This window comes from Micromonospora sp. NPDC047812 (assembly GCF_040704175.1).
In the GTDB taxonomy this organism is placed as follows: Bacteria; Actinomycetota; Actinomycetes; order Mycobacteriales; family Micromonosporaceae; genus Micromonospora.
Window position 1 is genome coordinate 101,858 of sequence record NZ_JBEYRY010000003.1, and the last position, 25,552, is coordinate 127,409.

General features: G+C 75.1%; 27 protein-coding genes and 1 riboswitch. Of the genes, 8 read left to right on the plus strand and 19 right to left on the minus strand.

Going from position 1 to position 25,552, the window contains the following annotated elements; genetic code table 11:
* Positions 1–288: 288 nt before the first annotated feature.
* Entirely contained in the window at positions 289–927 is a 639-nt protein-coding gene (locus AB0883_RS15445) for a maleylpyruvate isomerase N-terminal domain-containing protein (protein WP_366641830.1), read from the plus strand.
* Between the two features lie 114 nt (positions 928–1,041).
* Here the strand turns inward: AB0883_RS15445 and AB0883_RS15450 are convergent, their stop codons facing one another.
* Together AB0883_RS15450 and AB0883_RS15455 are read right to left on the minus strand one after the other, a co-directional pair.
* The gene (locus AB0883_RS15450; RefSeq protein ID WP_366641831.1) at positions 1,042–1,449 is read right to left on the minus strand and encodes a hypothetical protein; all 408 of its coding nucleotides are present in this window, start codon (positions 1,447–1,449) and stop codon (positions 1,042–1,044) included.
* Between the two features lie 140 nt (positions 1,450–1,589).
* Positions 1,590–1,736 carry a hypothetical protein gene (locus AB0883_RS15455; protein WP_366641832.1) on the minus strand — a complete coding sequence of 49 codons (147 nt, stop codon included), beginning with the start codon at positions 1,734–1,736 and terminating at the stop codon, positions 1,590–1,592.
* Positions 1,737–2,065: 329 nt separating this feature from the next.
* Here AB0883_RS15455 and AB0883_RS15460 point away from each other — a divergent pair, with 329 nt between their 5' ends.
* Positions 2,066–2,428, plus strand: coding sequence for an STAS domain-containing protein (locus AB0883_RS15460; RefSeq protein ID WP_088998998.1), 363 nt, complete (start codon positions 2,066–2,068; stop codon positions 2,426–2,428).
* Between the two features lie 73 nt (positions 2,429–2,501).
* Here AB0883_RS15460 and AB0883_RS15465 read toward each other — a convergent pair whose 3' ends face one another.
* Together AB0883_RS15465 and AB0883_RS15470 are read right to left on the minus strand one after the other, a co-directional pair.
* Positions 2,502–3,326 carry a 5'/3'-nucleotidase SurE gene (locus AB0883_RS15465; protein ID WP_366641833.1) on the minus strand — a complete coding sequence of 275 codons (825 nt, stop codon included), beginning with the start codon at positions 3,324–3,326 and terminating at the stop codon, positions 2,502–2,504.
* Positions 3,323–4,300 carry a PfkB family carbohydrate kinase gene (locus AB0883_RS15470; RefSeq protein ID WP_366641835.1) on the minus strand — a complete coding sequence of 326 codons (978 nt, stop codon included), beginning with the start codon at positions 4,298–4,300 and terminating at the stop codon, positions 3,323–3,325. Before AB0883_RS15470 ends, AB0883_RS15465 begins: the two co-directional genes overlap by 4 nt.
* Positions 4,301–4,477: 177 nt before the next feature.
* Here AB0883_RS15470 and AB0883_RS15475 point away from each other — a divergent pair, with 177 nt between their 5' ends.
* Complete coding sequence (locus AB0883_RS15475; protein ID WP_366641836.1) at positions 4,478–4,945, plus strand: SRPBCC family protein; 468 nt, start codon at positions 4,478–4,480, stop codon at positions 4,943–4,945.
* 87 nt (positions 4,946–5,032) lie between these two features.
* Here AB0883_RS15475 and AB0883_RS15480 read toward each other — a convergent pair whose 3' ends face one another.
* From AB0883_RS15480 to AB0883_RS15495, 4 genes are all read right to left on the minus strand, one after another.
* Positions 5,033–6,115: a hypothetical protein gene (locus AB0883_RS15480; protein ID WP_366642230.1), complete on the minus strand. Its 1,083-nt coding sequence runs from the start codon at positions 6,113–6,115 to the stop codon at positions 5,033–5,035.
* A gap of 13 nt (positions 6,116–6,128) precedes the next feature.
* Positions 6,129–6,260, minus strand: a riboswitch (cyclic di-AMP (ydaO/yuaA leader).
* 153 nt (positions 6,261–6,413) lie between these two features.
* Positions 6,414–7,331: a cation diffusion facilitator family transporter gene (locus AB0883_RS15485; protein WP_366641837.1), complete on the minus strand. Its 918-nt coding sequence runs from the start codon at positions 7,329–7,331 to the stop codon at positions 6,414–6,416.
* Between the two features lie 77 nt (positions 7,332–7,408).
* A complete protein-coding gene (locus AB0883_RS15490; RefSeq protein WP_366641839.1) occupies positions 7,409–9,526 on the minus strand; it encodes an AAA family ATPase in 2,118 nt (705 codons plus the stop codon).
* A gap of 164 nt (positions 9,527–9,690) precedes the next feature.
* On the minus strand, positions 9,691–10,626 hold the full coding sequence (locus AB0883_RS15495) for an alpha/beta hydrolase (protein WP_366641840.1): 936 nt from the start codon (positions 10,624–10,626) through the stop codon (positions 9,691–9,693).
* A 148-nt stretch (positions 10,627–10,774) separates the two neighbouring features.
* Between AB0883_RS15495 and AB0883_RS15500 the strand changes: the two genes are divergently transcribed.
* Positions 10,775–11,362, plus strand: a complete 588-nt coding sequence (locus AB0883_RS15500) for a carbonic anhydrase (protein ID WP_366641841.1) — start codon at positions 10,775–10,777, stop codon at positions 11,360–11,362.
* 87 nt (positions 11,363–11,449) lie between these two features.
* On the opposite strand, the gene AB0883_RS15505 is transcribed toward AB0883_RS15500, so the two are convergent.
* A complete protein-coding gene (locus tag AB0883_RS15505) occupies positions 11,450–11,779 on the minus strand; it encodes a hypothetical protein (protein WP_074313395.1) in 330 nt (109 codons plus the stop codon).
* 307 nt (positions 11,780–12,086) lie between these two features.
* Between AB0883_RS15505 and AB0883_RS15510 the strand changes: the two genes are divergently transcribed.
* Both AB0883_RS15510 and AB0883_RS15515 read left to right on the plus strand, forming a co-directional pair.
* Positions 12,087–12,578, plus strand: a complete 492-nt coding sequence (locus AB0883_RS15510; RefSeq protein WP_121400330.1) for a DUF3145 domain-containing protein — start codon at positions 12,087–12,089, stop codon at positions 12,576–12,578.
* A gap of 76 nt (positions 12,579–12,654) precedes the next feature.
* Entirely contained in the window at positions 12,655–14,394 is a 1,740-nt protein-coding gene (locus tag AB0883_RS15515) for a glycoside hydrolase family 3 N-terminal domain-containing protein (protein WP_366641842.1), read from the plus strand.
* A 6-nt stretch (positions 14,395–14,400) separates the two neighbouring features.
* On the opposite strand, the gene AB0883_RS15520 is transcribed toward AB0883_RS15515, so the two are convergent.
* Together AB0883_RS15520 and AB0883_RS15525 are read right to left on the minus strand one after the other, a co-directional pair.
* The gene (locus AB0883_RS15520; protein WP_366641843.1) at positions 14,401–15,051 is read right to left on the minus strand and encodes a lipoprotein; all 651 of its coding nucleotides are present in this window, start codon (positions 15,049–15,051) and stop codon (positions 14,401–14,403) included.
* A 74-nt stretch (positions 15,052–15,125) separates the two neighbouring features.
* Positions 15,126–16,025: a MerR family transcriptional regulator gene (locus AB0883_RS15525; RefSeq protein ID WP_366641844.1), complete on the minus strand. Its 900-nt coding sequence runs from the start codon at positions 16,023–16,025 to the stop codon at positions 15,126–15,128.
* A gap of 87 nt (positions 16,026–16,112) precedes the next feature.
* Between AB0883_RS15525 and AB0883_RS15530 the strand changes: the two genes are divergently transcribed.
* The gene (locus AB0883_RS15530) at positions 16,113–16,331 is read left to right on the plus strand and encodes a hypothetical protein (protein WP_121400334.1); all 219 of its coding nucleotides are present in this window, start codon (positions 16,113–16,115) and stop codon (positions 16,329–16,331) included.
* Positions 16,332–16,443: 112 nt separating this feature from the next.
* On the opposite strand, the gene AB0883_RS15535 is transcribed toward AB0883_RS15530, so the two are convergent.
* The 8 genes from AB0883_RS15535 to AB0883_RS15570 form a co-directional block, all read right to left on the minus strand.
* The gene (locus AB0883_RS15535) at positions 16,444–17,883 is read right to left on the minus strand and encodes a carboxyl transferase domain-containing protein (protein WP_366641845.1); all 1,440 of its coding nucleotides are present in this window, start codon (positions 17,881–17,883) and stop codon (positions 16,444–16,446) included.
* 10 nt (positions 17,884–17,893) lie between these two features.
* Positions 17,894–19,120, minus strand: coding sequence for a beta-ketoacyl-ACP synthase II (fabF, locus tag AB0883_RS15540; RefSeq protein ID WP_121400336.1), 1,227 nt, complete (start codon positions 19,118–19,120; stop codon positions 17,894–17,896).
* Between the two features lie 2 nt (positions 19,121–19,122).
* Positions 19,123–19,362, minus strand: coding sequence for an acyl carrier protein (locus tag AB0883_RS15545; protein ID WP_007072348.1), 240 nt, complete (start codon positions 19,360–19,362; stop codon positions 19,123–19,125).
* Positions 19,363–19,446: 84 nt separating this feature from the next.
* Positions 19,447–20,391: a beta-ketoacyl-ACP synthase III gene (locus tag AB0883_RS15550; protein WP_366641846.1), complete on the minus strand. Its 945-nt coding sequence runs from the start codon at positions 20,389–20,391 to the stop codon at positions 19,447–19,449.
* The gene (locus AB0883_RS15555) at positions 20,388–21,557 is read right to left on the minus strand and encodes an acyltransferase domain-containing protein (RefSeq protein ID WP_366641847.1); all 1,170 of its coding nucleotides are present in this window, start codon (positions 21,555–21,557) and stop codon (positions 20,388–20,390) included. Before AB0883_RS15555 ends, AB0883_RS15550 begins: the two co-directional genes overlap by 4 nt.
* A gap of 78 nt (positions 21,558–21,635) precedes the next feature.
* Positions 21,636–22,892 (minus strand): helix-turn-helix domain-containing protein, encoded by a 1,257-nt coding sequence (locus AB0883_RS15560; RefSeq protein ID WP_366641848.1) that lies wholly within the window; start codon positions 22,890–22,892, stop codon positions 21,636–21,638.
* A 164-nt stretch (positions 22,893–23,056) separates the two neighbouring features.
* A complete protein-coding gene (locus AB0883_RS15565) occupies positions 23,057–23,725 on the minus strand; it encodes a response regulator transcription factor (protein ID WP_366641849.1) in 669 nt (222 codons plus the stop codon).
* Positions 23,726–23,741: 16 nt separating this feature from the next.
* The gene (locus AB0883_RS15570) at positions 23,742–24,914 is read right to left on the minus strand and encodes a histidine kinase (RefSeq protein ID WP_366641850.1); all 1,173 of its coding nucleotides are present in this window, start codon (positions 24,912–24,914) and stop codon (positions 23,742–23,744) included.
* A gap of 270 nt (positions 24,915–25,184) precedes the next feature.
* Here AB0883_RS15570 and AB0883_RS15575 point away from each other — a divergent pair, with 270 nt between their 5' ends.
* Positions 25,185–25,523 carry a hypothetical protein gene (locus AB0883_RS15575; protein WP_366641851.1) on the plus strand — a complete coding sequence of 113 codons (339 nt, stop codon included), beginning with the start codon at positions 25,185–25,187 and terminating at the stop codon, positions 25,521–25,523.
* Positions 25,524–25,552 lie beyond the last annotated feature (29 nt).

Genomic DNA, 25,552 nt, shown 5'->3' on the forward strand with positions numbered 1-25,552 from the left:
GTTGGCGGGCGGCCGTCGGCGGCACCCCGGTGGCCCGGGTGCGGCCGACTCAGCCGGCGGTGGGAGCGTGACGGCGAGCGCCGACGCCCATGGGCCAGCCGACGTACGAGAGTGAGACGTATGGGGTCCCGGCCAGCGCGGACGGGTTTCGGCTGTCCCGTTTCGCCCGGCACCGCCTCCGGTCCGTGGACGGGACGGGAGGGGCGGCCTACCCGGCACGCACCGAGAGGGCCGGTGTCCCGGCGGGCCATAGGCTCGGGGGATCGCCCGTCGAAGGAGGGGTCCTCCGTGAATCCGATCAGGACGACCTATCTCACCGCCGCGCGCTCGGCGGTGGAACTGCTCGCCGCCCCCGCCGTCGCGGCCCGCTGGGACGAGCCGAGCGCCCTGCCCGCGTTCGGCGTGGGGGGCCTGGCCGGCCACCTCGCCAGCCAGGTGCTCGGCGTCCCCGCCGTGCTGGCCGCACCTGTCCCCGCCGGCGACCCCGTGGGGCTGCTCGACCACTACGCGCGCGGCACCTGGCTCGGCGCCCCGGTCGACGCCACGGTGAACGTCGCCATCCGCCGCGCCGGTGACGGACTCGCCGCCGACGGCCCGGCCGCTCTGGTCGACCGGTGCGCCGCCACGCTGCGCGAGCTGGCGGACGTGCTGGCGGCGGAGCCACCCGGGCGGGTGGTGCACGTGGTCCGTGGCCCGTGGTCGCTCACCCTGGACGACTACCTGGTCACCCGGCTGATGGAACTCGTCGTGCACGCGGACGACCTCGCGGTCAGCGTGGGCGTACCCACCCCGGAGCTGCCGGCCGAGGTGGTCGACCCGGTGCTGACGCTGCTGGCCCGCCTCGCCGTACGCCGGCACGGGCAGCCGGCGGTGCTGCGCGCCCTGAGCCGGGCGGAGCGGGCTCCGGCGGGGGTCGCCGCCCTCTGAGCGGGTGCGGGACGACGGACCGTCCGTCCCGGGACGCCGCCCGGAACAGGCGCGGGCCCCGGCCGACCTCGCGGTCTTCCGGGGCCCGTTCGTCGCGAGCGCGTGCCGAGCCGGTCAGCCGTCGAGGCCGACGGGGGAGTTGGGCCGGTCGACGTCGACGAACTCGATGTCGTCCATCGCCCGGTCGCCCCGGCTGCCGGCGGCCCGCGCGGCGGTGCCGGCGGCCCAGCCGATCGCCGCGCCGACCAGCGTGGCGCCGATCAGCAGCGTCCAGGGCAGCGCGGGCCGGCGGCCGGCCAGCGCGTCGAAGGCCCGGGTGGCCCGGCGGCGGGCCTCGTCCGCCGCGGAGCCCACCAGGTCGCCGGCCTCGTCGGCGAGACCGGAGCCGCCCCGGCGGGCCGAACGGGCGGTGTCCCGGACGCTGTCGCTGGCGGAGCTGACCGCCGAGACCAGGTGCTGCCACGCCTGGTCCGTGATCCGCTCGGGCTTGCTGCGGCGGTCCAGCAGGTTACTTCCGAACATGGTGGGTACCTCCTCGGGTGCCGAAGCCGGCGGCCACTTCGGACTTCGGCGTCGCACCGGCGTGTGACGGTTCGCTCTTTTCCGCCTGTGCCCGGTGGGGCCGCTCCGCAAACCCCCGTACGGCGGCCCGCGGGCCGGCCTCAGCGGACGGCTACCGCCGTGGGCACGCCCCGCGCGAAGTCGTCGTCGCCGTCGTCGTCGTCATCGCCTCCGCCGCCGAACCCGCAGGCCAGTACGAGGGCCAACAGCGCGCTGACGCCGGCCAGCGCGGCAAGTCTCCTGAACATCGATCGTCCTCCCGGTCGCAGTCGTGTCTCCGAGCCGATGCTAGGCAGAACGGGCAAGGCCCGGGGCTGAAGCGGAAGAGGCCACGCCCGAGGGCCGGCTGTTGGGCGTGGCCGGTGGGAGCCGGCTACCCTGGGGCGCGACGTGTCAGCGGCAAGCTGATCGTCAGGTAGACAAAACGTCAATAGTCCGGATAAGGGCGACTTGCTGTGCCCTCATCCGCGAATTGCTCATCCCGAGGGGTGGCGACCGAGGCCGTCAGAGGAATACTCTCGGTCGCGGCCCGCGTACTGATGAGGCGCCCGTCGGACGGGCGAGTGGAGGTGCTCGCGTGAGCCTGTCGATCGTGAAGTCGGTCCTGCCCGGTGGTGTCATCGAGATCGCCCCGCGGGGTGAGATCGACGTCGACACCGCGTACGAGGTGCGCGAGGCGATCGCCGAGGTCCTGACCAAGGGGCGCCCCGGTCGGATCGAGCTGAACATGCGGCTCGTCACCTTCATCGACTCGGTCGGCATCAGCGCGATGGTCGCCGGCTTCCAGACCGCCGAGGTGAGCGGCGTCAAGCTCGTCGTCACCGAGCCGAGCCGCTTCGTGCACCGGCAGCTCTGGGTGACCGGCCTGCTCGGCCTCTTCGGCGCCCCCGAGCCCTACTACGCCGGCGCGCCCACCCCCGAGGTCCTCCCCGGCGCCTGACGCGCCGACGTTCCCCGCCCCGCCCGCCCGGGGCCCGCCCTGGCCACGCGGCGTGAGGCGGGAGGCGGGCCGCTCAGGCGTCGCCGAGGCCCGACAGGTCGACGTCCGCCACCTCGGTGACCGCGCGGATCGCCGTCACCGAGGCGTACCCCTCGGCCAGCAGGGCGAGGTCGGTGCCGGGCTGCACGGCCTGCCCCGGCTCCTCCAGCGACGTGCGGACGAAGCCGTGCCCGGCCTCGGCCACCGTCATCTGCACCTGGCCGAAGGTGGCGAGCGTGCCCCGGCGCACCCCGCGCAGCCGGCCGTGCGGCAGGTCCGGCGCGTTCACGTTGAGCACGCTCTCCACCGGCCCGGCGGTGAGCCGGGGCAGCAGGTCCAGGGCGACCCGGGCGGCCGTCGCCCAGTGCCGCTCGGCGTCGCGTACCCGGGCGGCGGCGGCCACCGCGGCGCCCCCGCTGGCGGCCGTGGCCTCCCCGGCCGAGAGCACGTCGAGCGAGACGGCCATCGCCCGGCAGCCGTTCGCGGCGGCGGTGAAGGCCGCACCCACCGTGCCCGAGTGCAGCACCGCGCGTCCCGCGTTCGCGCCCCGGTTGATGCCGGACAGCACCACCGCCGGCGGGGGGCCGAAGGCGCCGTGCACGGCGATCAGCGCGATGAAGCCGGGGGAGCCGCCGACCGCGAACGCCGGCACCCCCGGCGCCTCCGGCAGCGGGTGCTCGTGGACCACCACGTGCCCGTCGCGCTCCACGGCGGTCATCGCGGCGCTGGTGCCGCTCGCCTCCTCCAGCGGGGCGGCGACGACCACGTCCAGGCCCCGGTCCGCCGCCGCCCGCGCGAGCGCCTGGATGCCGGGTGCGGCGATCCCGTCGTCGTTGGTGACCAGCACCCGCAGCGTCATCGCCCGGCCGCCCGGTCGGCCAGTTCGTCGGGGCTGGTCCGCTCCTGTGGCCGGCTGCCGGCCGGTACGAGGCGCACCCGGTCGACCAGACCGGTGATCGAGTCGAGCCGGCCGGTGCCGAGGCCGTGCCGGGTCACGTTCAGCGCGCCGGCCGCCGCGCCGGTACGGATCGCGGTGCGCACGTCACCACCGCGCGCCACCACGGCCGCCACCCCGGCGGTCATCGAGTCGCCCGCCCCGCGCGGGTCGGCCGCCTCCAGCCGGGGCATCTCGACCTCGAAGACCTCGCCGTCGACCAGGGCGAGGGCGGGCTTGTCGGCCCGGCTCACCACCACGTTCTCGGCGCCGCCGGCATGCAGGTCGTACAGGGCCCGGGTGAGCTGCTCCTCGTCCTCGCCGTCGGCGCGGCCGTCGGCGATCAGCTCCTCGTGGCTGACCTTGAGGAAGAAGACGCCGCTGTCCAGCACGGCGTCGAGGTGCTCGCCGCAGAGGTCGACCACCACCCGGCTGCCGTTGGCCCCGAGGTCGGCGGCGAACCGCCGGTAGAGGTCGGCCGGGACCAGCGACGGCTCGTTCGGCCCGCTCAGCACGCTGACCGTGGCGCGCAGGCCCTCGCCGAGCGCCAGGTTGTAGAGCTCGTCCAGCTCGTGCCGGCTGAGCGGCTGGCCGGGCACGTCCACGATCTCCCGCCGGGAGCCCTCGCGCCGATCGTGCACGTACCCGCCGCTGCCGGATTCGCGGACCACCACCTTGAGGTGCACCCCCTCGCTGACCAGCAGCGGCTCCAGCACCTGGCCGATCTCGCCGCCGAGGGCGGTGCAGAGCACCACGTCGACCCCGAGCGACATCACCATCCGGGCCTGCCAGACGCCCTGCCCGCCGGGGTGCAGGTGCAGCTCCGGCTCCTCGCTGGGCTGGTCGACGGTCACTGTCAGCCGGGGCGTGGGCGCGAAGACCATCACGTGCCCGCTCATCCGTCGTACCCGTTCATGCGCCCGCCCTCCGCCGATCGACACGTGCCGTGACCATTCATCAGCTGACCGTAGTGGGATCGGTGGCCGGACGTCCGGACTCCGGGCGGGATCGGCGCGGCGTTGCCAGCGCGCCCGGCATGCGCGACGATCGGGCGACCACCGACGCTGGGAGACGGCGTGCTCAGGCGAAGTTCCTTCAGCTACACCGTCCAGGCGCGCTGCTCCCTCGCGGAGGCCGCGGCGCTGCTCGCCGACCCCGCCCGGCAGGAGGACCTGCACCCGCTGATCGTCCGGGTCCGTCGGGTGCCGCCCCGTCCCGGTGCGCGCGCCAGCTACGCCATCACCGATCGGCTGGCCGCCGGGCCGGTGCGCCTGCCGATCACCTACCGCGCCGACGTCCTCGTCGACGATCCGGACGAGATCGTCACCGTGGCCCGCCAGTGGCCGGCCACCACGGTGCGCAACCACACCCGGCTGCGGGCGGAGCCCGACGGCGTGGTCCGCATCGAGGTCGAGATCACCCTCGCCGCGCCCGCGCCGCTCTTCGGCTACGCGTTCCGCCAGGCCCGCGCCGCCCACCTCGGGCTGGCCGCGCGCCTCGCCGCGGCCCTCGACACGAAGCCGCCGGGGACGCCGGCCGGCTGAGCGCGAAGCAGCCAGGTCCGGCCGGAGGCGACGGGCGCCGTCGCGCCCCGGCGGCCCCGCGACGGGCGGGGCGCCGGGGCGCGGGCGTCAGTAGACCGACAGGTGCACGTGGTTGGTGTGGTCGCTGGACGGGTCGCCGTTGGCTCCGCTGTACGACTTCCACCCGCTGCTCGGCAGCCAGATCTGCCGGTACCAGATCACGTAGAGCACGGCGAGCCGGTCGGCGTTGCGCACGAAGTACGCCGACAGGTTGTTGCCGTACGTCCGGTCGCCGCCCGTGGCGTCGCCGCCGAAGCCGCCCTTCTGGGCCGCGAAGTCGCAGGCCCGGCCCTTCGGGTGCTCGCCCGAGCCGCCGGGGCGGTAGCAGGAGACGTAGCGGGTGAAGCCCGCCGCCTTGGCCTGGTTGAGCGCGTGCAGGGTGCGCGGGGTGATGCAGCCGTTGGCGGGGGTGGGGTCGTTGACGCTGCACGACTCGCGCGGCCAGGAGCCGTCGGAGTTGCGTGGCGCCGCCTTCGCCGTCTTGCTCGACGTGCCGCCCGGCGAGGAGCCGCCGCGCGCGGACTGCTGCCGCTGCTGCTGCTCGCGGTTGGCGACCGTCAGCGCCCGTTCGGCCTGCTCCTTGCGCTTGGCCATCACGCTGACCTGCTTGCGCTGCTCCCGGATCTCGCCGTCCAGGGCCAGCTTGGTGCGGGTGGCCTCGTCCCGGGTCTCCTGGAGCTCGCGCAGGGCCCGGTCCTCCTTGGCGGCCACCGCGTCGAGGGCGGCGGCGCGGTCCATGAAGCCGTCCGGCGAGCTGCTGTTGAGCAGGGCGGACGCCACGCTGAGCCGGCCGGTGCGGTAGGCGGCCCCGGCGATCTCGCCGACCTTGGCGGTGCGCGCGGTCAGCTCGACCTCGGTGGTCTTGAGCTGCGCGGCGAGCTGCTGCTGCCGCTTGGCCGACGTGTCCAGGGCGCGCTTGGCGTCGAGATAGCCCTTGCTGGCGGCCTCCAGTTGGGCCCGCAGGGCGGGCGTGCCGCCCTCCTCGTCCTGGCCGGGAGCCGCGGCGAGCAGGCCGGCGCGGGTGGCGGCCGCCGCCGGGACGGCGGTGACCGGGGCCACCGCGGCGCCGAGAGCGAGCATCGTGGCGATCAGGGCCGCCGCGCGGGCGGCACGTCGTCGTACGGGTGCCATCACTGGCATACACGTGTCCTTCCGTCAGCCGCCGACCGGGTTAGCTGACGGGTTCGGGACGGAAGATCCCTACCGCTGACGCGGATGCACCCCACGAACTTGGTTCCCCGGTTCGCCCCGTCGGGCGATTAGGCGGCGGCCACCGCCGGCACCGGTGGGTGCCGCCTGGCGGAGGCCGAAGCCGAGCCTACCGGTGCCGGTGTGACTGGTGCACCGCAGGTGACGGACGGTGTGCGTCCACTAACAGTCAAATCCGGCATAAGGCCACAATACTCTCCCAGATTTAAGGTTGTCCTCATTACCACTCGACCGCCCCACAGGCCCCGGGCGACGCTCCCGGCTCGATCTGCAACGTGGCGTGCTCGATCTGGAAGTCGTCGTGCAGCGCGGCGCGGGCGGCGCCCAGCACCGCCCCGACCTCCGCGCCGGGGGCCATGGTCAGGTGCGCCGAGGCCACCTCCATCCCGGAAGTCAGCGTCCAGACGTGCAGGTCGTGCACCTCGGCGACGCCGGGCACGGCGGCCAGCCGGTCGTGCACCGCGGTGACCTGGAGGTGCTCCGGCGCGGCCTGCACCAGGATGCGCAGCGCGGCCCGCCCGAGCCGCCAGGTGCGCGGCAGGATGAACACGCCGATTCCGACCGCCACCAGCGGGTCCGCCCACCACCAGCCGGTGGTGACGATCAGTAGCGCCGCCCCGATCACCCCGAGTGACCCCAACAGGTCGCCGAGCACCTCCAGGTACGCGCCGTGGACGTTGATGCTCTCCTTCGCCCCGGAGCGCAGCAGCGCGAAGGCGCCGACGTTGGCGAGCAGGCCGAGCACGGCGACCACGAGCATCGGGCCGGCCAGCACCTCGGGCGGGTCGCCGAAGCGGCGCACCGCCTCGATCACGACGTAGACCGCGACCCCGGAGAGCAGCGCGGCGTTGGCCAGCGCGGCCAGCACCTCCAGCCGGTAGAGGCCGAAGGTGCGCTGCGGGTCGGCGCCCGCCCGGCGGGTGGCGGCGATCGCCGCGAGCGCCATGCCGATGCCGAGCACGTCGGTGAACATGTGCCCGGCGTCGCTCAGCAGGGCCAGTGAGCCGGTGCGGAAGGCCGCCACCGCCTCCACCACCATCAGGCCGACGAGCAGCCCGAACGCCGCCCAGAGCCGGCCCCGGTGGCGGTGCGCGGCGTTCGCCACCGACCCGTGATGATGGTCATGACCTGCGCCCACGCGCCCATCCTCCCTCTCGGGGTCCGGATTCGCGTTCAATTTATGCTGACATCGCTATGTATGCAAGTAACGGGTCCTCAGCCGATCGGGTCGACGGTGGTCAGCCGCTGGGTGGCCCGGGACAGCGCCACGTAGAGCGTCCGTACCCCCGACCCCGGGTCGGCCCGGATCTCGCTCGGGGCGACGAGGACGACCCCGTCGTACTCCATGCCCTTGGCCTCCAGGCTGGTCACCACCTGTAGGCGCGGCGCGCCGAGCCCGCCCAGCCAGCCGGCCACCTCGTCGCGGCGGGGCACCGGCGTGATCACGCCGACCGTGCCCTCGACCTCGGCGAGCAGCGCGCCGGCCGCCGCCACCACCGCGGCCTCCAGCTCCGCCGACGGCACCGCCAGCTCGACCGGTTCGACGCCCGTGGAGCGCACCGCCCTGGGCAGCGGGAGGTCCGGGTGCAGCCGACGGATCTCGGCCGCCGCCACCGCGAAGATCTCCGCCGAGTTGCGGTAGTTCGTGGTGAGGGTGAAGTGGTGCCGCTTGCGCCGGCCCAACGCCTGGTCCCGGGCGCGGGTCAGCTCCTCCGGATCCCCCGTCCACGCCGTCTGTGCCGGATCGCCCACCACCGTCCACGAGGCCAGCCGACCCCGCCGGCCGATCATGCGCCACTGCATCGGCGAGACGTCCTGCGACTCGTCGACCACCACGTGCGCGTACTCCCGGTAGTCGTCGGGGCGTTCCCGGGCCGCGTCGCGGGCGGCGCGCTGCCGGTCGGCGAAGGTGCTCAGCTCGCGGACCCCGCCAGCCAGCTGGAACGGGTCCCGCTTCGCCCGGGCCGGCCGCATCGGCTTGCCGAGCAACGCGTCCAACTCGTCGAGCAGCGCGATGTCGGCGATCGTCAGCCCGGCGGCGTCGAGGCTGCGGTACGCGTCGGTCAGCAGCCGGATCTCGGCGCGGGAGAGGATCCCCTCGGCGTAGCGGTGCAGCCGGTCCGGGCGGGCCAGCCAGCCCAGCACGTGCCGGGGGTGCAGCCGGGGCCACCACGCCTTGAGGAACTCCCGGAACTCCGGTCGCTCGGCGATCTCGTCCTCGAACGCGCGCTGCTCGGGCAGCCGGCCGACGCCCAACCTGCGGGCCTGCGCCCAGAGCGCGGCGAAGATCCCGTCGAAGCCGGCCCGGCGCACCTCGTTGCGCCGGGCGCCCCGGGGCATCGCCCGGTCGCGGATGCCGTCCAGTTCGCGGCGCTCCAGCCGGAGCAGCGCGCCCCGGTAGAGCAGGCGCAGCTCGGTCGGGCCGTCCGGCACCGCGTCCCGGGCCGCCCGCTCCAGCACCCGCCGCATCCGCAGCGAGCCCTTCACCGCCGCCACCGCCGGCGGATCGGTGCGGGTGGCGGTCATGCCCGCGAAGAGCGTGCCCAGCGAGTGCAGGGTGGCGGTGTCCTCGCCGAGCGAGGGCAGCACCGAGGCGATGTACTCGACGAAGACCGAGGACGGGCCCACCACCAGGATGCCGCCCCCGGCGAACCGGCTGCGGTCGGAGTAGAGCAGGTACGCGGCCCGGTGCAGGGCGACGGCCGTCTTCCCGGTGCCCGGACCGCCGGACACGATCGTCACGCCCGAGCCGGGGGAGCGGATCGCCTCGTCCTGCTCCCGCTGGATGGTGGCGACGATGTCCCGCATCCCCCGGCCGGTGGCCTTCGACAGCGTGGCCAGCAGCGCGCCGTCGCCGACCACCGCCATGTCGGCGGGCGCGGCGACGGGATCGAGCAGGTCGTCCTCGATCCGGGTGACCCGCTCGGCGGAGGACTGGATCGTGCGTCGCCGCACCACGCCCAGCGGCTGCGCGGGGGTGGCCTGGTAGAAGGCGGCGGCGGCCGGGGCCCGCCAGTCGACCACCAGGGTGGAGGCGTCGTCGTCCCGGATGCCGAGCCGCCCGACGTGCAGAACCTGCCGGTCGAGCAGGTCCAGCCGGCCGAAGACCAGGCCCTCGTGCTCGGCGTCCAGCATGTGCCGCCGCCGCGCGGCGTGGAACACCATCGCGTCCCGTTCGACCAGCGCCCCGAAGTTGCCCACCCGGGCGAGCCGGTAGCCCTCCTTCTCGGCGCTGACCGCCGACCGGCGCAGCTCGGCCAGTCGGGCGTACACCCGGTCGAGATGCCGCTGCTCGACGGCGATCTCCTGTTCCAGGGTGGTCTGGTCGCTCACCGCTCGCTCCTCCTGACGTCGGCGGCGGGCGGCGCGAACCGCGCGAACCGCGCCAGGCCAACCGCAAGAGGGTACGGCCCGCGCGCAACCAGCGGCGCGACCGGTGCGGGAAAGGAAGCCGCGTCACGCCCGCAGGGCCGCGTCGCGCTCTCCGCCGGCCCGGCTCAGTCCGCCCGGGCGGCGGCGGTGGCGCCGGCCCCGGGGGCGGCGAGCACGCGCCGGAGCACGCCGCCGAGCGCCGCGTTGACCTCGTCGGGGCGTTCCATCATCAGCATGTGCCCGGCACCCGGGCAGACGGTCAGCTCGGTCGCCGGCAGCGCGCCGGCGATCGACTCGGCGCAGGGCGGCGGGGTGAGCCGGTCCCGGTCGCCGACCAGGGCGGCGGCCGGCAGGTGGGCCAGCCCGGCGAGGGTGTCCAGCCGGTGCTGCGCCCCGATGGAGGCGCGGAACCCGCCGATCGAGCGGAGGGTGGCCCGGGCCACCGCCGAGGTGACCAGCCGGATGTCGTGCGGGTCGCAGCGGTCGCCGAAGAGCATCCAGCGGATGCTGGGACGCAGCGCGCGCAGCAGCGCCCGGGGCGGTCGCCAGGCCCCGCACCGGGCCAGCACACCGGCCCCGGTGGTCTCGGCGAGCCGGATCAGCCGGGCGATCCGGGGCGAGAGGCCGTAGGCGGTGTGCGTGTGGCCCTCGGCGGTGGTGGAGACGAAGACCAGCCCGGCCGTCCGGGCGGCGAAGTGCTCGGGGTGGCGGTGCGCGTACTCCATGATCGTCATGCCGCCCATCGAGTGGCCGACCAGCACGACACGACCGGTCGGGGCCACCTCGTCCAGCACCGCGGCCAGGTCGTCGCCGAGCTGGGCCACGGTGGCGGTGGGCAGCGCCATGCAGCTCGACCGGCCGTGGCCGCGCGCGTCGTAGGTCACCACCCGTACCGCGTCGCCGAAGCGTCGCCGCAGGTCGGCGAGCTGCCGGTGCCAGGCGCGCCCGTCCAGCGTCCAGCCGTGCAGCAGCACGACCGTGACCTCGGCGTCGGCCGGGCCGGTCGCCTCGACGTGCAGGCGTACGTCGTCGGGAAGACGTAGCTCGACGTGCTCCGGCATCGTCACCTCCCCAGGGCCGCACGGAACCGCAACACCGGGGATACCCGGTGGTAACACCGGCTACCCGTCATGAGACCACGACAACCGTGTCGGTGAGAAGATTCGCAACCCGCTCCGGGCCTCCGGCGGGCCCGTCAAGCTGGGGGACATGGGGTCGCCCCGGGCCGCGCTGGCCGAGCTGCTCGCCGGCAACCGCCGCTTCGTCAGCGGTCAGCCGATCCACGGCCACGACGTCACCGCCGCCGCGGCGGCTTCGGGCGACCAGCAGCCGTACGCGGTGCTGCTCGGCTGCATCGACTCGCGGGTGCCGCTGGAGGCGATCTTCGACCAGACCTTCGGCTCGATCTGCGTGATCCGCACCGGTGGGCACGTGCTCGACCGGGCGGTGCTCGGCTCCATCGAGTACGTGGTCGGTGAGCTGGGCGTGCCGCTGGTGATGGTCCTCGGGCACGAGCGGTGCGGCGCGGTGGCCTCCGCCGTGGACGCGTTGCGCGCTGGGCGGTCGCCGGGCGGCGCGCTGGCCCACCTCGTCGACCAGATCGCCCCGGCGGTGCGTGAGGTGGGCGTCGACGACCCCCGGGTGCGTCCGATGGCGGTCCGGCGGCACGTGCTCCGTACGGTCGCCGCCCTGCGCGCCGACGACCGGCTCGCCGTCCCGGTCGCCGCCGGCCGGCTGACGGTGGTCGGCGCCCTCTACGACCTGGCGACCGGCGAGGTGGCCCTGCTGGAGACGTAGGAATGCCCCTCGCCGGGCTCCGCGGACGCGCAACCGCCCGCCGGGATTGATCCCGACGGGCGGTTGCGGTGTCGCGTGGGGGAGGGCTCAGCCCTCGAAGACGCCGGCCTCGACGAGGCGCTTCTCGGTGGCGTCCCAGCCGTCACCCGGGTGGGTGGTGTTGAGGTTGTTGATCTCGGCGCGGATCTTCGCGGCGTGGCCGGCGGCGGCCAGCACCCGGATCTCCTCGACGAAGGCCTCGGAGTCGGTGCGCAGGTGCGCGGTCTTGCCGTTGGTCAGGTTCCGCACGTAGGCGTGCTTGCCGCCGTTGAGCGGGATGAGGTACTTGAACTCGCCCAGCACGCTGAGGGCGCCACCCTGGCCAGCCTGGCCGGCCCGGACTGACGCGCGCGCGGTCTTAGAGGTGTTGCTCGCCACGGAGGTACTCCTTGCAAGACGTACGGGAGGACGGAACGTCCGGGGGCTGTGCGGACGACACCCTGGTGGGTGGGCCCGCGGAAGATGTGCGCGGCACAGGCCGCCGATGGAACTGTACACGACCACGATCCCTGGCTGGTCATCGCGTCGTGAGGGGTCAACGGGAGCACCCGTCCGACTATTCCGACCCGCGAATTTTCCGATTCCCTGGCGCACCATCCGTCACACCAGTCATCATGTGTTCCAGCAACCACTCGGGTGGTCGAGGTCGTAGGGGAAGACGCACCTCGCTCTCCGGGAGGTCACCGTGCCAACGCGTGGCGTCGTATACGTCCATTCGACCCCGCTCGCCGTGTGCTCACACGTCGAGTGGGCGATCGCGCGCGTCCTCGCCGCGCCGGTCAACCTGCAGTGGACGGCTCAGCCCGTCGACCCCGGCGCACGCCGGGCCGAGTGCGGGTGGACCGGTCGTCCGGGGACGGGCGCCGAGCTGGCTGCTGCCCTCCGGCAGTGGCCCATGATCCGTTTCGAGGTCACCGAGGAACCGAGCCCCGGCGCCGACGGCGAGCGCTTCATGTACGTGCCCGGGCGGGGCCTGTTCCGGGCGAGCGTCGGGGCGGCCGGCGACATCCAGCTCGGCGAGGACCGCCTGCGCAGCATCATGGCGGGCGCGCGGGCGCCCGAGGCCCTCGCGCACGCCCTGGACAAGGCGCTCGGCACGGCGTGGGACGCCGAGCTGGAGCCCTACCGGTACGCCGGCGACGGCGCGCCGGTGACCCTGCTCACCCGCGTCGGCTGACGCGGGGCCGGGACCGGGACCGACTCCTCCTGCCGGGTGAAGGTCAAGTTGCCCCGATAAGGGGTGAACTGGTGGGATGGGCCGCGTGTCGACTACCCCGCGACGTGCCGGCGTCGCGCTCGCCGCCCTGACCGCACTGCTCGTCTCCGGGTGCTCCGGGCCGGCGGACCGCCGTCCCGACCCGGCGCCGTCGAGCGCCGCCGCCCCGACGGCCGCCCCGACACCCGCCGCGAGCGTCCCCGCCGCCGACCCCGCCGCCCGCGCCGCCGCCCTCGTGGCCTCGCTGGCCGACGAGGACCTCGTCGGCCAGGTGCTGATGCCGTACGCCTACGGCGACGCGGCCACCCGGGTCTCGGCCGGCTCGGCGGCCGGCAACCAGGCGCTGGCCGGGGTGGACACCCCCGCCCAGATGGTCGAGAAGTACCGGCTCGGCGGGCTGATCCTGGTCGGCTTCAGCGCCGACGATCCCACCAAGGGCAACCAGGAGACGACCAACGTCGACAACCCGAAGCAGGTCCGGGCGCTGACCGACGGCCTGCGCGCGACCGCCGGCCGGCTGCCCGCCGGGCCGGCGCCCTTCCTGATCGGCACCGACCAGGAGCACGGTGTGGTCACCCGGATCACCGACGGCGTGACCCTGCTGCCCAGCGCCCTCGCCGCCGGCGCCGCCGGACGACCGGAGTTGACCGAGGCCGCCTGGCGGGCGGCCGGCACCGAACTCGCCGCGATGGGGATCAACCTCGACTTCGCCCCCGTCGCCGACGTGCTCGCCACCCGCAGCACCGTGATCGGCTCCCGGTCGTACGGGGCGGACCCGAAGGTGACGGCGGGGCAGGTCGCCGGCGCGGTGCGGGGCCTGCAGGCCGCGGGCGTCGCGGCCACCGTCAAGCACTTCCCGGGGCACGGGCACAGCGCCGCCGACTCCCACGAGGGCCTGCCGGTGCTCGACCAGCCCAGGAAGACGCTGGAGACCGGGGCGTGGCCGCCCTTCTCCGCCGCCATCGACGCGGGCACGATGGCCGTGATGTCCGCCCACCTCGACGCGCGGTCGGTGGACCCGGGCACCGCGGCGACCTTCTCGCACAAGCTGCTCACCGACGTGCTCCGTGGCCAGCTCGGCTTCAAGGGCGTGGTGATCACCGACGGGATGAACATGCCGCCGGCCAAGCGCTGGTCGCCGGGCGAGGCCGCCGTGCGGGCGCTGAAGGCGGGCAACGACCTGATCCTGATGCCGCCGAACGTCCGTCAGGCGTACGACGGGCTGCTCGCCGCGCTCCGCGACGGCTCGCTGCCCCGCGCCCGCCTCGTCGAGGCCGCGACCCGGGTGCTGACGATGAAGTTCAAGCTGGCCGACCGGCCCACGCCCGAGCTGTCCACGCTGGCCGGCCCGGCACACCGCAAGGCGGCGGAGGACCTGGCCGCGGCGGCGGTGACGGTGCTGCGGGGCGCCTGCGGCGGCGGCGTACGGGGCCCGGTGACCGTGACGGCCTCCGGTGGGCGGGACCACACGCGGGCGGCGCTGACCGAGGCGCTCAAGGCGGCCGGGGTCAAGGTGGTCGCCGGCGGCGGCACGGTGGTGCACCTCGTCGGGTACGGCGACGGCGCCGGCGACCTGCGCGCCGACGCCGCCGTCACGGTCGCCATGGACACCCCGTACGTGCTGGCGAAGGCCAAGTCGCCCACGCTGCTGGCGACCTACTCCTCCAGCCGGGCGTCGATGACCGCCCTCGCCGGGGTGCTGGCCGGCAAGACCCGCCCGGGCGGCCGGTCCCCGGTGCCGGTGACCGGCCTGCCCGCCACGACCTGCGGCGCCTGAGCCGCGTCAGTCGCGGTTGATCCGGGCCGACTGCTTCACCAGCTGGTACGCCGGCAGCAGCTCCACCGGCTCCGGCGTGTCGAGGCTCAGCACGATCGGACCGTAGAGGGACGAGATCGCGATGGCCCGGTCGTTGACCGCGCCGCCGTCCTTCCTGGGATAGCTCGCCTCGACGGCGTCGAGGGTGCCGGCCTTGAGCCGCCGGTACTCCGCGTCCGCGGCCTTCGGCGAGTACGCGTCGAGGAAGTGCTTCAGGTGCGCCTCGGCGCCGCCGGCGACCCCGTCGACCCGCCACACCCGCAGGAACCCGGTGTCGCCGGTCGGCCGGGCGTCGATCTCGCACAGCATGAGGGCCTTGCCGAGGCGGGGCTCGCCGAGCTTCGCCGAGCCCCGCACCGCCTCGACCTTCCACTCGGCGGGCACCGAGAACGTGACCGGCAGCTCGCAGGGCGTGCCCTTGCCGCCCACCGTGGTGCCGGCGGGAGCCGCCACCACCTCGTCGTGCCAGGGCGGGCCGGGGGTCACCGGCGAGCCGGTGGGGCTCGGCGAGGCCGACGGCGGGCCGGCGTCCGTCGGCGGCTCCTTCCCCTCGGCACAGCCGGCGGTCAGCGCGGCGGTCAGCGCCGCGAGCACGGCGAGGCGGGTACGACGTTTCATGGTGTCCATTCCCCGTTGACGACGAGAGCCGGCTCATCAAAGCGGCGCGGACCGGCGTCGTCAACCCGGTTGGTCTAGGGCGCCGCGCGCAGGGCGGCCACCAGCCACTCCACGGCGGGCACCGCGGGCGGGAACGGAGGCCGCCGGTTGAGCACCCCGATCAGCTGCCAGTACCGCTCCACCTGCCGGTCGGTGAAGGCCGCGATGCCGTCGGCGAGCGCGAGCCGTTCGGCGCGGGACAGCCCCGGGTCCACCATCTCGTCGAGCACCGCCCGCGCCCGTCCGGAGTCCGGGGCGATCCCGGCGGCGAGCGCGGCGCGCGCCGGCTCGACGGAGGGCATCGCCGGCGGCGGGGACGTCGCCGCCGCCCCGGCCACCGCCATCGCCCGTACCCGCAGCCGGAAGGCGGGATCGGCGACCAGTTCGGCCAGCTCGATCCAGGCGTCCACCTCCTCGTCGGTGGGCTCGTCGGGCAGGTCGGTGGGGAGCGTCCGCATCGCCCGGGCCAGCCCGTCGCCGCCGGGGCCGGCCTCCACGCCGCCGAAGACCTCGGCGACGAACTCGTCGATGATCCGTTGCCGCTCCTGGGCGGAGAGGCGGGCCAGGTCGTTCATCAGTCTCAACTCCTCGGTCGTGCTGCCACGTCGGGCGACCGACCGCAGCACCGCCCGGCGCAGCCGCAGCGTGCGGATCTCCGCGTCCAGGGCGCGGCCGTGCGCCTGCGCCACCTCCCGGACGCTCATCCGCCGCTGGAGGATCCGGCGGACGTCGTCCAGGCCGATTCCCAGCTCCCGCAGGCTCCGGACCAGGTCCAGCCGGGCCACGGCCGCCGCGTCGTAGAGGCGGTAGCCGCCGGTGGAGCGCGTGGTGGGCGGGAGCAGGTCGAGGTCGGACCAGAAGCGGATCGTCCGGACGGACAGGCCGGTCCGGCGGGCGAGCTGCCCGATGGTGAACAGGTCGGTGCGGTCGTCCACGTCGAGAAGCCTCCTGCCTCCAGCCGCTGGAGAGTCAAGCGGGAAACCGGGTCGCGTCCGGCCGCCGGGCCTGGCACCCTCGCGCACATGGCAACGGCTGAGGGCTTCGCGTACGTCGAACGGTCCGACGGCACGGTGGTCATCACCCACCACGGCCGGGCGGCGGGCACCCTGCGCGGCGGTCGGGCGGCGGAGTTCCTCGCCGAGGTCGACGGCGACCCGCAGCTCGTGATGGCCCGCTGGACCGGCAACTACCGCCGGGGCAACGAGCGGACCGCCCGCCAGCACCCCCGCAACCGGGGCTGAGCGACGCGGAAGGGCCCGCGCTCGTGCTGAGCGCGGGCCCTTCCGGCGGTACGTCGACCCGCCGCGGCGCGACCGGCTGTCACGCGGTGGCCGCACCGATGCCGTGGCCGGTCTAGAGGGGGATGTTGCCGTGGGCGCCTCGTGCGGCGGGGGCGGCGGCGAGGGCTTCGGCGATGCGGCGGCGGGTCTCGGCCGGGGTGATGACGTCGTCGACGACGCCGATCTCGAGCGCCCGGTTGACGCCGCCGGCGATGCGGGTCTGCTCCTCGACGAGTTGCGCGCGCAGCGCCTCGCGCTCCTCGGCGGGGGCGGCGGCGAGCTTCTTGCGGTGCAGGATGTTGACGGCGGCGCCGGCGCCCATCACCGCGACCTCGGCGTTGGGCCAGGCGAACACGGCGGTGGCGCCCAGGGAGCGGGAGTTCATCGCGATGTACGCCCCGCCGTAGGCCTTGCGGGTGACCAGGGTGACCCGGGGCACGACGGCCTCGGCGAAGGCGTGCAGGAGCTTCGCGCCCCGGCGGACGACGCCGTCCCACTCCTGGCCCAGGCCGGGCAGGTAGCCGGGGACGTCGACCAGGACGATCAGCGGCACGCCGAGGGAGTCGCACATGCGCACGAACCGGGCGGCCTTCTCGGCGCTGGAGGCGTCCAGGCAGCCGCCCAGGCGCAGCGGGTTGTTCGCGATGACCCCGACGGTACGCCCGGCGAAGCGCCCCAGAATGGTCACCACGTTCGGCGCCCACTTGGCGTGCAGCTCCACCCCGGGGGCGTCCAGCAGCGCCTTCACCACCGGCTTGACGTCGTAGGCCCGGTTCGTCTCGACCGGCATCTTCGCCGTCAGGTCGTGTGCCCCGTCGTCCTGGGCGGCCACGTCGTCGGGCGACAGCCGCCCCTGCCGGCCCAGCAGCGCGGCGAGCCTGCGCGTCTCGACCAGCGCCGTCTCGTCGTCGGCGCAGGTCACGTGGACCACCCCGGAGCGGCGGCCGTGCGGCTCGGGCCCACCGAGGCGGGCCATGTCGACCTGCTCGCCGGTGACGCTGCGTACCACCTCCGGGCCGGTCACGAAGATCCGGCCCGCGCCGCTCATCACCACGATGTCGGTCAGCGCCGGCCCGTACGCGGCGCCACCGGCCGCCGGGCCCAGCACCGTGGAGATCTGCGGCACCCGCCCGGAGGCGCGCACCATCGCCGCGAACACCTGACCCACGGCGTCCAGGGCGACCACGCCCTCGGCCAACCGCGCGCCACCCGAGTGCCACAACCCGATCACCGGCACCCGCTCGCGTACCGCGGTGTCGATCGCGTCCACGACGTGCCGGCACCCCTCGGTGCCCATCGCCCCGCCCATCCGCGTCGCGTCCGTGGCGTACGCGACGACCGGCGAACCGTCGATCTCACCCCGCGCCCACAGCACACCCGAGGTGTCGCGTGGCACCGACAGCCGCAACGAACCCGCGTCGAACAACGCCCGGAGCCGCACCTCCGGATCCCGGTGGTCCGCGACGGACGACGCGTCCACGCCAACGGCGGTGGTGGTCACGTGAGCCTCCATGGCTGTGGTCTCAGGCCCGCGTGAAGACGAGAGCCACGTTGTGACCGCCGAAGCCGAACGAGTTGTTCAGCGCGGCGGGGATGTCCATGTGGCGCGCCTCGTTGGCGGCCACGTCCAGGCTGAGCCCGTCGTCGGGGTCGTCCAGGTTGATCGTCGGCGGTACGACACCGTCGCGGATCGCCAGGATGGTGGCGATCGACTCCAGCGCGCCCGCCGCGCCCAGCAGGTGACCGGACATCGACTTGGTCGAGGTCAGCACCGGGTGGTCACCCAGCGCCGCGCGCAGCGCGGTGATCTCCGCGACGTCACCGACCGGGGTCGACGTGGCGTGCGCGTTGACGTGCACGATGTCCGCCTTGGCGACGCCCGCGTCCGCGATCGCCTTCGCGATCGCCCGGATCGCGCCCTCGCCCTCCGGATGCGGCTGGACGATGTCGTAGCCGTCGGAGGTGAGGCCGGCGCCGGCCAGCCGGGCGTAGACCCGGGCGCCCCGGGCTGCGGCGTGCTCCGCCCGCTCCAGCACCAGGATGCCCGCGCCCTCCCCGAGCACGAAGCCGTCGCGGCCCTTGTCCCACGGCCGGGAGGCCCGCTCCGGCTCGTCGTTGCGGGTCGACATCGCCCGCATCGAGCTGAACCCGGCGATCGGCAGCTGGTGGATGACCGCCTCGGTGCCGCCGGCCACCACCACGTCGGCCCGGCCGGCACGGATCATGTCCATGCCGAGCGCGATCGCCTCGGCGCCGGTCGCGCAGGCGCTGGCGACCGAGTGCACCCCCGCCTTCGCGCCCAGCTCCAGCCCCACCCAGGCGGCGGGGCCGTTCGGCATCAGCATCGGGATGGTGTGCGGGGAGACCCGCCGCGGGCCGGACGCCTCCAGGATGTCGTCCTGGGCGAGCAGCGTCAGCGCGCCGCCGATGCCCGAGCCGACGCTGACGCCCAGCCGCTCCGGGTCCAGCCCGGAGTCGGCCAGGCCGGAGTCCGCCCAGGCCTGCTGCGCCGCGATGATCGCGATCGCCTCGGAACGGTCGAGCCGGCGCAGCTTGACCCGGTCGATCAGGCCGGTCGGCTCGACCGCGAGCCGGGCGGCGATGCGGACGGGCAGTTGCTCGGCCCACTCCTGGGTGAGCGGACCCACCCCGGAGCGGCCGGCGAGCATGGCGTCCCAGGTCGACGCGACGTCCCCGCCCAGCGGGGTGGTCGCGCCGAGCCCGGTGACGACGACGTCGGTGTGAGCCATGATCAGGACTGCGCCTCGATGTAGCTGACGGCGTCCCCGACGGTCTTCAGGTTCTGCACCTCGTTGTCCGGGATCTTGACGCCGAACTTCTCCTCGGCCGCCACCACGACCTCCACCATGGAGAGCGAGTCGACGTCCAGGTCGTCGGTGAAGGACTTCCCCTCGGCCACGTCGTCCGGGTTCACCCCGGCAACCTCTTCGAGGATCTCGGCGAGGCCGGCGGTGATCTCGTCACGGGTCATTGCGGTTGGTTCCTCTCATCGTGGATCATTCGACGGCCGACGACGCCGGCCGTCACTCCCCGGCGCGGCGGCCGGAGGGGCTTCTCAGGGGCAGCGGACGACCTGACCGGCGTAGGTCAGGCCGCCGCCGAAGCCGAAGAGCAGCACCGGGGCGCCGGACGGCACCTCCCGCCGCTCGACCAGCTTGGACAGGGCCAGCGGCACGCTCGCCGCCGACGTGTTGCCGGACTCGACGATGTCCTTGGCGACGATCGCGTTGGGAATGCCGAGCCGCTTGGCGATGCCGTCGATGATGCGGGCGTTGGCCTGGTGCGGCACGAAGGCCGCCAGCTCCGACGGGTCCACCCCGGCGCGCTCGCACGCCTGCCGGGCCAGCGGCGCCAGCTCCGTGGTGGCCCAGCGGAAGACCGACTGGCCCTCCTGCTGGATGGACGGGCGCCAGCCCTCGATGCGTACCGCGTCGCCGCGCTCCGGCACCGAGCCCCAGACCACCGGGCCGACGCCGTCGGGCTCGCCCTCGCCGACGGCCGACACCACGGCGGCGCCGGCGCCGTCGGCGAAGATGATGCAGGTGGAGCGGTCCGTCCAGTCGACGATGTCGGACAGCTTCTCCGCGCCGATGACCAGGGCGTTGCGCGAGGCACCGGCCCGGATGGCGTGGTCCACGGTGCCCAACGCGTACGCGAAGCCGGAGCAGGCCGTGTTGAGGTCGAACGCCCCGGGCGCGGTGATGCCGAGCTTGGCGGCGACCCGGCAGGCCACGTTCGGGCTGCGGTCGGCGGAGCTGCACGTCGCCACGACGACCAGGTCGATGTCGGCGGCGGTGAGCCCGGAGTTGGCCAGCGCCTTGCCGCCGGCGGCGGCGGCCATGTCGGCGACCGTCTCGCCGTCGGCGATCCGCCGGCTGACGATGCCGACCCGGTCCCGGATCCACTCGTCGCTGGTCTCGACCAGCTGGGCGATGTCGTCGTTGGTGACCACGCGGGAGGGCTGGTAGTGCCCCAGCGCGACGATCCGGCTGCCGGTCATGCGTGTCCTCCGATGCGGACGAGCGGTTGGCCCGGCGCGACCGGGTCGTCGTGGTGGGCGAGCCACTCGGTGAGCACGCCGCTGCCGTGCGCGGTCACCTCGACCGGGCCCTGCCGGGTGGCCACGTGGCCGACGACCTGGCCGGCGCGGAGCGTGTCGCCCTCGGCGAGCTCCTCCGCCGGCTCGAAGGTGCCGGCCGACGGGGCCACCACCACGCGGAACTGCATGGTCGGCTCGTGACCCGGCGCCATCCCGTGCCGGGCGATCAGGTCCCGGGCGGCGGGCAGGTCGTCCGGGGTGTTGAGGGTGACCACCTCGGGGGCGTCGGCCCCCTTCAGCTCCCGCTTCACCAGGCCCGCGAGGGTGCCGGCCGGGGGCAGCTCGATCACGCCGGTCACCCCGAGGTCGGCCAGGGTACGCATGCAGAGATCCCAGCGTACCGGCGCGGTGACCTGGCGGACCAGGCGCTGCACCATGACGCGCCCGTGGTTGACCGCGGCCCCGTCGAGGTTCGACAGCAGGATCCGGGCCGGGTCGGTCGGGGTGATCCCGGCGGCCACGGCGGCCAGCGCCGTCTCGGCGGGGGCCATGTACGGCGTGTGGAAGGCGCCGGCCACCTTCAGGCGGATCACCCGGGCCTTCGCCGGCGGCTCGGCGGCGAGCTTCTCCAGCCCGTCGACGGCGCCGGCGGCGACGAACTGGCCGGCGCCGTTGCGGTTGGCCGGGTGCAGCCCGTGCGCGACGATCGAGGCGAGCACCTCGTCGGGGTCCCCGCCCAGCACGGCGGCCATCCCGGTCGGCTCCAGGGCGCAGGCCGCGGCCATCTCCCGGCCGCGTACGCCCGCCAGGGTGATCGCCGCCTCCGCCGGGAGCACCCCGGCGAGCGCCGCCGCGCCCAGCTCGCCGACGCTGTGGCCGGCGGTGAGCGTGACGTCGTACATCGGCAGGTGCTCGGCGGCCAGCAGCGCGGCGGCGACCAGCAGCGGCTGGGTCCGCGCGGTGTCCCTGATCTCGTCCGCGTCGGCGGCGGTGCCGAGGTGCAGCAGGTCGACCCCGGCCAGCGCCGACCACCAGCGCAGACGTGCCTCGGCGCCGGTGAGGTCCAGCCAGGGAGTCAGGAAGCCGGGTTTCTGGGAACCCTGGCCGGGCGAGAGTACGGCGAGCACGTCTATGACTCTCCCGGATACGCGCGGGTAGCGCTGTGCCGCCTCCGACCAAACCGCACTAGTACCTTTGGAGGGTTCCTACAAAGATCGGCGGCGATCATCACCTGTGTGTGGCGTTCTGTTGCCACTCGTGGTGATTGTCTGGGTTGGTACCACCGGGACCACCGGGTCGAGCCGGCCGACGGTGAGGGCCACCTGGAGCGCGAACGCGTCCCGGGCCGCGAGCGGCGAGAAGCCGGTGACGTCGGAGATCCGGCGCAGCCGGTAGCGCACCGTGTTCGGGTGCACGAAGAGGGACCGCGCGGCGCTCTCCAGCGTGCCGCCTGCCGCGAAGAAGGCGTCGAGGGTCTCCAGCAGTTCCCCGCCGGCCCGCACCAGCGCGGCGTAGACGTCGTGCCGCAGCCGTCGGCGCGCCTCCGCGTCCCCGGCCAGCGCCCGCTCCGGCAGCAGGTCGTCGGCTGGCACCGGCCGGGGCGCGGTCGGCCAGGCCGGTGCGGCCCGGAAGCCGGCCAGCGCGGCGCGCGCCGATTCGGTCGCCTCGTCCAGGCTCGGTACGGCCGGACCGACCACCACCGGCCCGTCCCCGAAGGCGCCGAGCAGCTTGCCGGTGGCCGCGACCGGGTCGGCGGCGCCGCCGAGCACGATGACCAGCCGGTCGCCGTGCACCCCGCCGATCACCTCCGTGCCGATGCGCCGGGCCTGCCGGTGCACGGTGTGCAGCACGGCGGAGACCTCCCCGCCGGGGGAGCGGCCGACCGCCACCGCCACCGGCGGGGCGTCCGCCCAGCCGAGCGCCGCCGCCCGGCTCGCCAGCACGTCCGGCGAGTCGCCCCGCAGCAGCGCGTCCACCAGCAGGGCCTGCAACCGGGCGTCCCACGAACCGCGCGACTCGGCGGCCCGGGCGTACACCCGGGCGGCGGCGAAGGCGATCTCCCGGGAGAAGCGCAGCACCGCCTCGCGCAACTGCTGTTCCTCGCCCTTCGCCGCCAGGTGCGAGACCTGCTCCTCGACGACGTCGATCATCACCTTCACCAGCGCGACGGTCTGCTGGAGGCTGATCGAGCGGGCGAGCGCCTGCGGGGCGGTGGCGAAGACCTCGTCCGAGACCTCCTGGGTGCTGTCCGCGCTGCCGCCGCCGTCACGCAGCCACTGCACCAGCGACCGGGCGCCGGCCTGGGCCACCAGCATCACCCAGGAGCGGTGGTCGGGCGGCAGGTCGCGGAACCAGGGCAGCGCCTCGTCCATCCGGGCCACGCTGGCGCTGGCCAGCGCCCCCGCCGCCCGCTCGATCCGGCGCAGCGTGGCCGACAGTTCCGTCCCGCCCGGCTCGCTCACCGCCCCAGCCTGACACGCCCCGACCTGCGCCTCCGCGCCGGGCGTCCCGCTCGCCGCGACCCCGGGCGTCCCGCCCGCCGTGACCCCGGGCGTCCCGCTCGCCGTGACCCCGGGCGGCCCGCCCGCCGTCACGACGAAGCCGTGCTCCGCGGGCGGCGGTGAGGTCAGGCCGGCGGCGGGGCGGGCAGTCCCAGCTCCTGGGCCAGGATGGCGGCCTGCACCCGGCTGCGCAGGTCCAGCTTGGCGAGGATCCGGCTGACGTGGGTCTTGGTGGTGCTCTCGGCCATCGCCAGCCGGTCGGCGACCTGCTGGTTGGACAGGCCGAGGCCGAGACAGGCCAGCACGTCGCGCTCCCGGGGCGTCAGCGCGTCCACCGCCCCCCGGGTCGCGGCGGAGGTCGCCGGGGCGGTCGCCGCGAACGCGGTGATCAGGCGGCGGGTCACCGCCGGGGCGATGAAGCCCTCGCCCCGGGCGACCGTCCGTACCGCCGCCACCAGCCCCTCGGCGTCGATGTCCTTGAGGACGAAGCCCGCCGCGCCGGCCCGCAGCGCCCCGAAGACGTACTCGTCGACGTCGAAGGTGGTGAGCACGAGCACGTCGGCGAGCCGGTCGGCGGCGATCTCCCGGGTGGCCGAGATGCCGTCCAGCCGGGGCATCCGCACGTCCAGCACCGCGACGTCCGGGCGCAGCTCCCGGCACAGCCGGACCGCCTCGGCGCCGTCCTCGGCCTCGCCCACCACCTCGACGCCGGGCGCCCCGGCCAGGATCAGCGCCAGCCCGGCCCGCACCGCCGGCTGGTCGTCGGCGAGCAGCACCCGGATCACCTCGGCCATGTCGCGCCCCGTCCCCTCACGGCGCCGCCTCCGTCGGCAGCTCCACCCGTACCCGCCAGCGGCCCCCCGCCGGACCGGCGGCGAACCGGCCGTTGAGCAGCACCGCCCGCTCCCGCATCCCGATCAGGCCGGCGCCCGCGCCGGTCAGGGTGCCACGGCCGGCGCCGACCGGGTTCTCCACGCCCACCACCACCCCCGCCGGCTCGTACGCGACCAGCAGGTCGGCCTCGCCGGCGCCGTGCTTGAGCGCGTTGGTCAGCGACTCCTGCACGATCCGGTACGCGGCCAGGTCCACCCCGACCGGCAGCGCGCGGGGCTCGCCGCGCCGGGTCGCCCGTACGGTCAGCCCGGCGGCGCGGACCCGGTCCACGAGAGCGTCCACCTCGCTGAGCCGCGCCCGGGTCGTCTCGTCGGTCGCGTCGACGGCCGTCCCGCCCTCCGCCGGTTCCCGCAGCAGGCCGATCATCTGCCGCATCTCCACCAGCCCCTGCACGCTGCTCTCCCGGATCACGCGCAGCGCCGACTCGACCTGCGACCGGTCGAGCCCGGGCACGGAGAGCGCGGCCGTGGCGTGGATGGCCACCGCGCTGAGGTGGTTGGCGACCACGTCGTGCAGCTCCCGGGCCATCCGGGCCCGCTCCGCGCCGACCGCCTGCCGGCGGTCCAGCTCCACCAGCCGGGCGGTCTGCTCGGCCCGGGCCCGCTCGGCGACCGCCTGGTCCCGGTACTGCCGCACGCTGATCCCGGTGAGCACCGGCAGCACCCCGGCCAGCACCACGGGCGCCCCGAAGCCCACGCCCCGCCAGTCGCCCCTCAGCAGCACCCCCACCGCCGTGCCGAGGACGCTCAACCCGACCATGACCTGGAGCAGCCGGCGCCAGGCCCCGGCCGAGCCGAACACGCACGCGTCGTAGAGCACCTGGGTGTAGACGAGGACGGTGGCCAGCGAGCCGCCCATCGCGAGGTCGGCCAGCACCGCCACCGTGCCGAGCGCCAGGCTCGCCCGGGTGGCGACCCGGCGCAGGCCCACGGCCACGCAGACCACCGCCAGCGGCAGCAGGAACAGCGGTTCCGGCAGGCCCGGGTGCCAGGACAGTTGCGGCTGCGTGTCGAGGCCGTACATGACCGCCCCGCCGACCAGGGACGCGCACGCGAGCAGAAGATCCCGCCCACCCGTCCCGGCCCCCACCCAACTCCCCAGCCGACTCCGTGCTCCCACCCCCACCCCCCGATCCCACCACACCCCCACGCCGCCCGTTCCCGCCGATCACGCAGTCGTGGTGGGGACGAAAGCTGCACCGGCGTACGAAATTCCCACCACAACTCCGTGATCGCGAGGGGAGGGGGGTGTGCGGGGTGGGGGAGTCGGGTGGCTGCGGGTGGCGTCGGTGCCGGCCAGTACGGTGACAGGGCCCGTCGGAGCGACCCCGGCGGGCGGGGCGAGCGTGAGGAGACTCCGATGGCGCACGGGGAGGCCGAGCACGGCTGCGCCCAGGGCGAGCCCTGCCGGCCGGGCCACCACGAGCAGCCGGCGGCAGCCAAGCACCGCCGACTGCCCGGCGGGTTCCCGGCCCACTCGCCGGAGCACCCGGCCCGCACGCCCGAGCGCCCCGAGGACGACGTCACGGTGCCCCGGCAGCGCGTCGCCGAGCCGGCTGCGACCGGCGAGGCAGAGCCGGCGGAGGTGCCGGGCTGCCGCAGCGACCTGCCCGGCTGGGCCGGCGCGCACCGGCACGGCCCGGTCCGCCCCCGGCAGCGCGTCACCCGCCGCGAGCGGCCGCCCCGCCGCTGGTGCTGACCACGGCGACGCCGCCGGGCCGCTAGCGT

What these genes read in the sequence shown, in the direction of transcription:
- AB0883_RS15450 (WP_366641831.1), bottom strand. Translation starts at nt 1,449, where the DNA reads ATGTTCGGAAGTAACCTGCTGGACCGCCGCAGCAAGCCCGAGCGGATC.
- AB0883_RS15455 (WP_366641832.1), bottom strand. Translation starts at nt 1,736, where the DNA reads ATGTTCAGGAGACTTGCCGCGCTGGCCGGCGTCAGCGCGCTGTTGGCC.
- AB0883_RS15465 (WP_366641833.1), bottom strand. Translation starts at nt 3,326, where the DNA reads ATGACGCTGCGGGTGCTGGTCACCAACGACGACGGGATCGCCGCACCC.
- AB0883_RS15470 (WP_366641835.1), bottom strand. Translation starts at nt 4,300, where the DNA reads ATGAGCGGGCACGTGATGGTCTTCGCGCCCACGCCCCGGCTGACAGTG.
- AB0883_RS15480 (WP_366642230.1), bottom strand. Translation starts at nt 6,115, where the DNA reads ATGGCACCCGTACGACGACGTGCCGCCCGCGCGGCGGCCCTGATCGCC.
- AB0883_RS15495 (WP_366641840.1), bottom strand. Translation starts at nt 10,626, where the DNA reads ATGCCGGAGCACGTCGAGCTACGTCTTCCCGACGACGTACGCCTGCAC.
- AB0883_RS15500 (WP_366641841.1), top strand. Translation starts at nt 10,775, where the DNA reads ATGGGGTCGCCCCGGGCCGCGCTGGCCGAGCTGCTCGCCGGCAACCGC.
- AB0883_RS15515 (WP_366641842.1), top strand. Translation starts at nt 12,655, where the DNA reads ATGGGCCGCGTGTCGACTACCCCGCGACGTGCCGGCGTCGCGCTCGCC.
- AB0883_RS15520 (WP_366641843.1), bottom strand. Translation starts at nt 15,051, where the DNA reads ATGAAACGTCGTACCCGCCTCGCCGTGCTCGCGGCGCTGACCGCCGCG.
- AB0883_RS15530 (WP_121400334.1), top strand. Translation starts at nt 16,113, where the DNA reads ATGGCAACGGCTGAGGGCTTCGCGTACGTCGAACGGTCCGACGGCACG.
- AB0883_RS15535 (WP_366641845.1), bottom strand. Translation starts at nt 17,883, where the DNA reads ATGGAGGCTCACGTGACCACCACCGCCGTTGGCGTGGACGCGTCGTCC.
- fabF (WP_121400336.1), bottom strand. Translation starts at nt 19,120, where the DNA reads ATGGCTCACACCGACGTCGTCGTCACCGGGCTCGGCGCGACCACCCCG.
- AB0883_RS15545 (WP_007072348.1), bottom strand. Translation starts at nt 19,362, where the DNA reads ATGACCCGTGACGAGATCACCGCCGGCCTCGCCGAGATCCTCGAAGAG.
- AB0883_RS15550 (WP_366641846.1), bottom strand. Translation starts at nt 20,391, where the DNA reads ATGACCGGCAGCCGGATCGTCGCGCTGGGGCACTACCAGCCCTCCCGC.
- AB0883_RS15565 (WP_366641849.1), bottom strand. Translation starts at nt 23,725, where the DNA reads ATGGCCGAGGTGATCCGGGTGCTGCTCGCCGACGACCAGCCGGCGGTG.
- AB0883_RS15575 (WP_366641851.1), top strand. Translation starts at nt 25,185, where the DNA reads ATGGCGCACGGGGAGGCCGAGCACGGCTGCGCCCAGGGCGAGCCCTGC.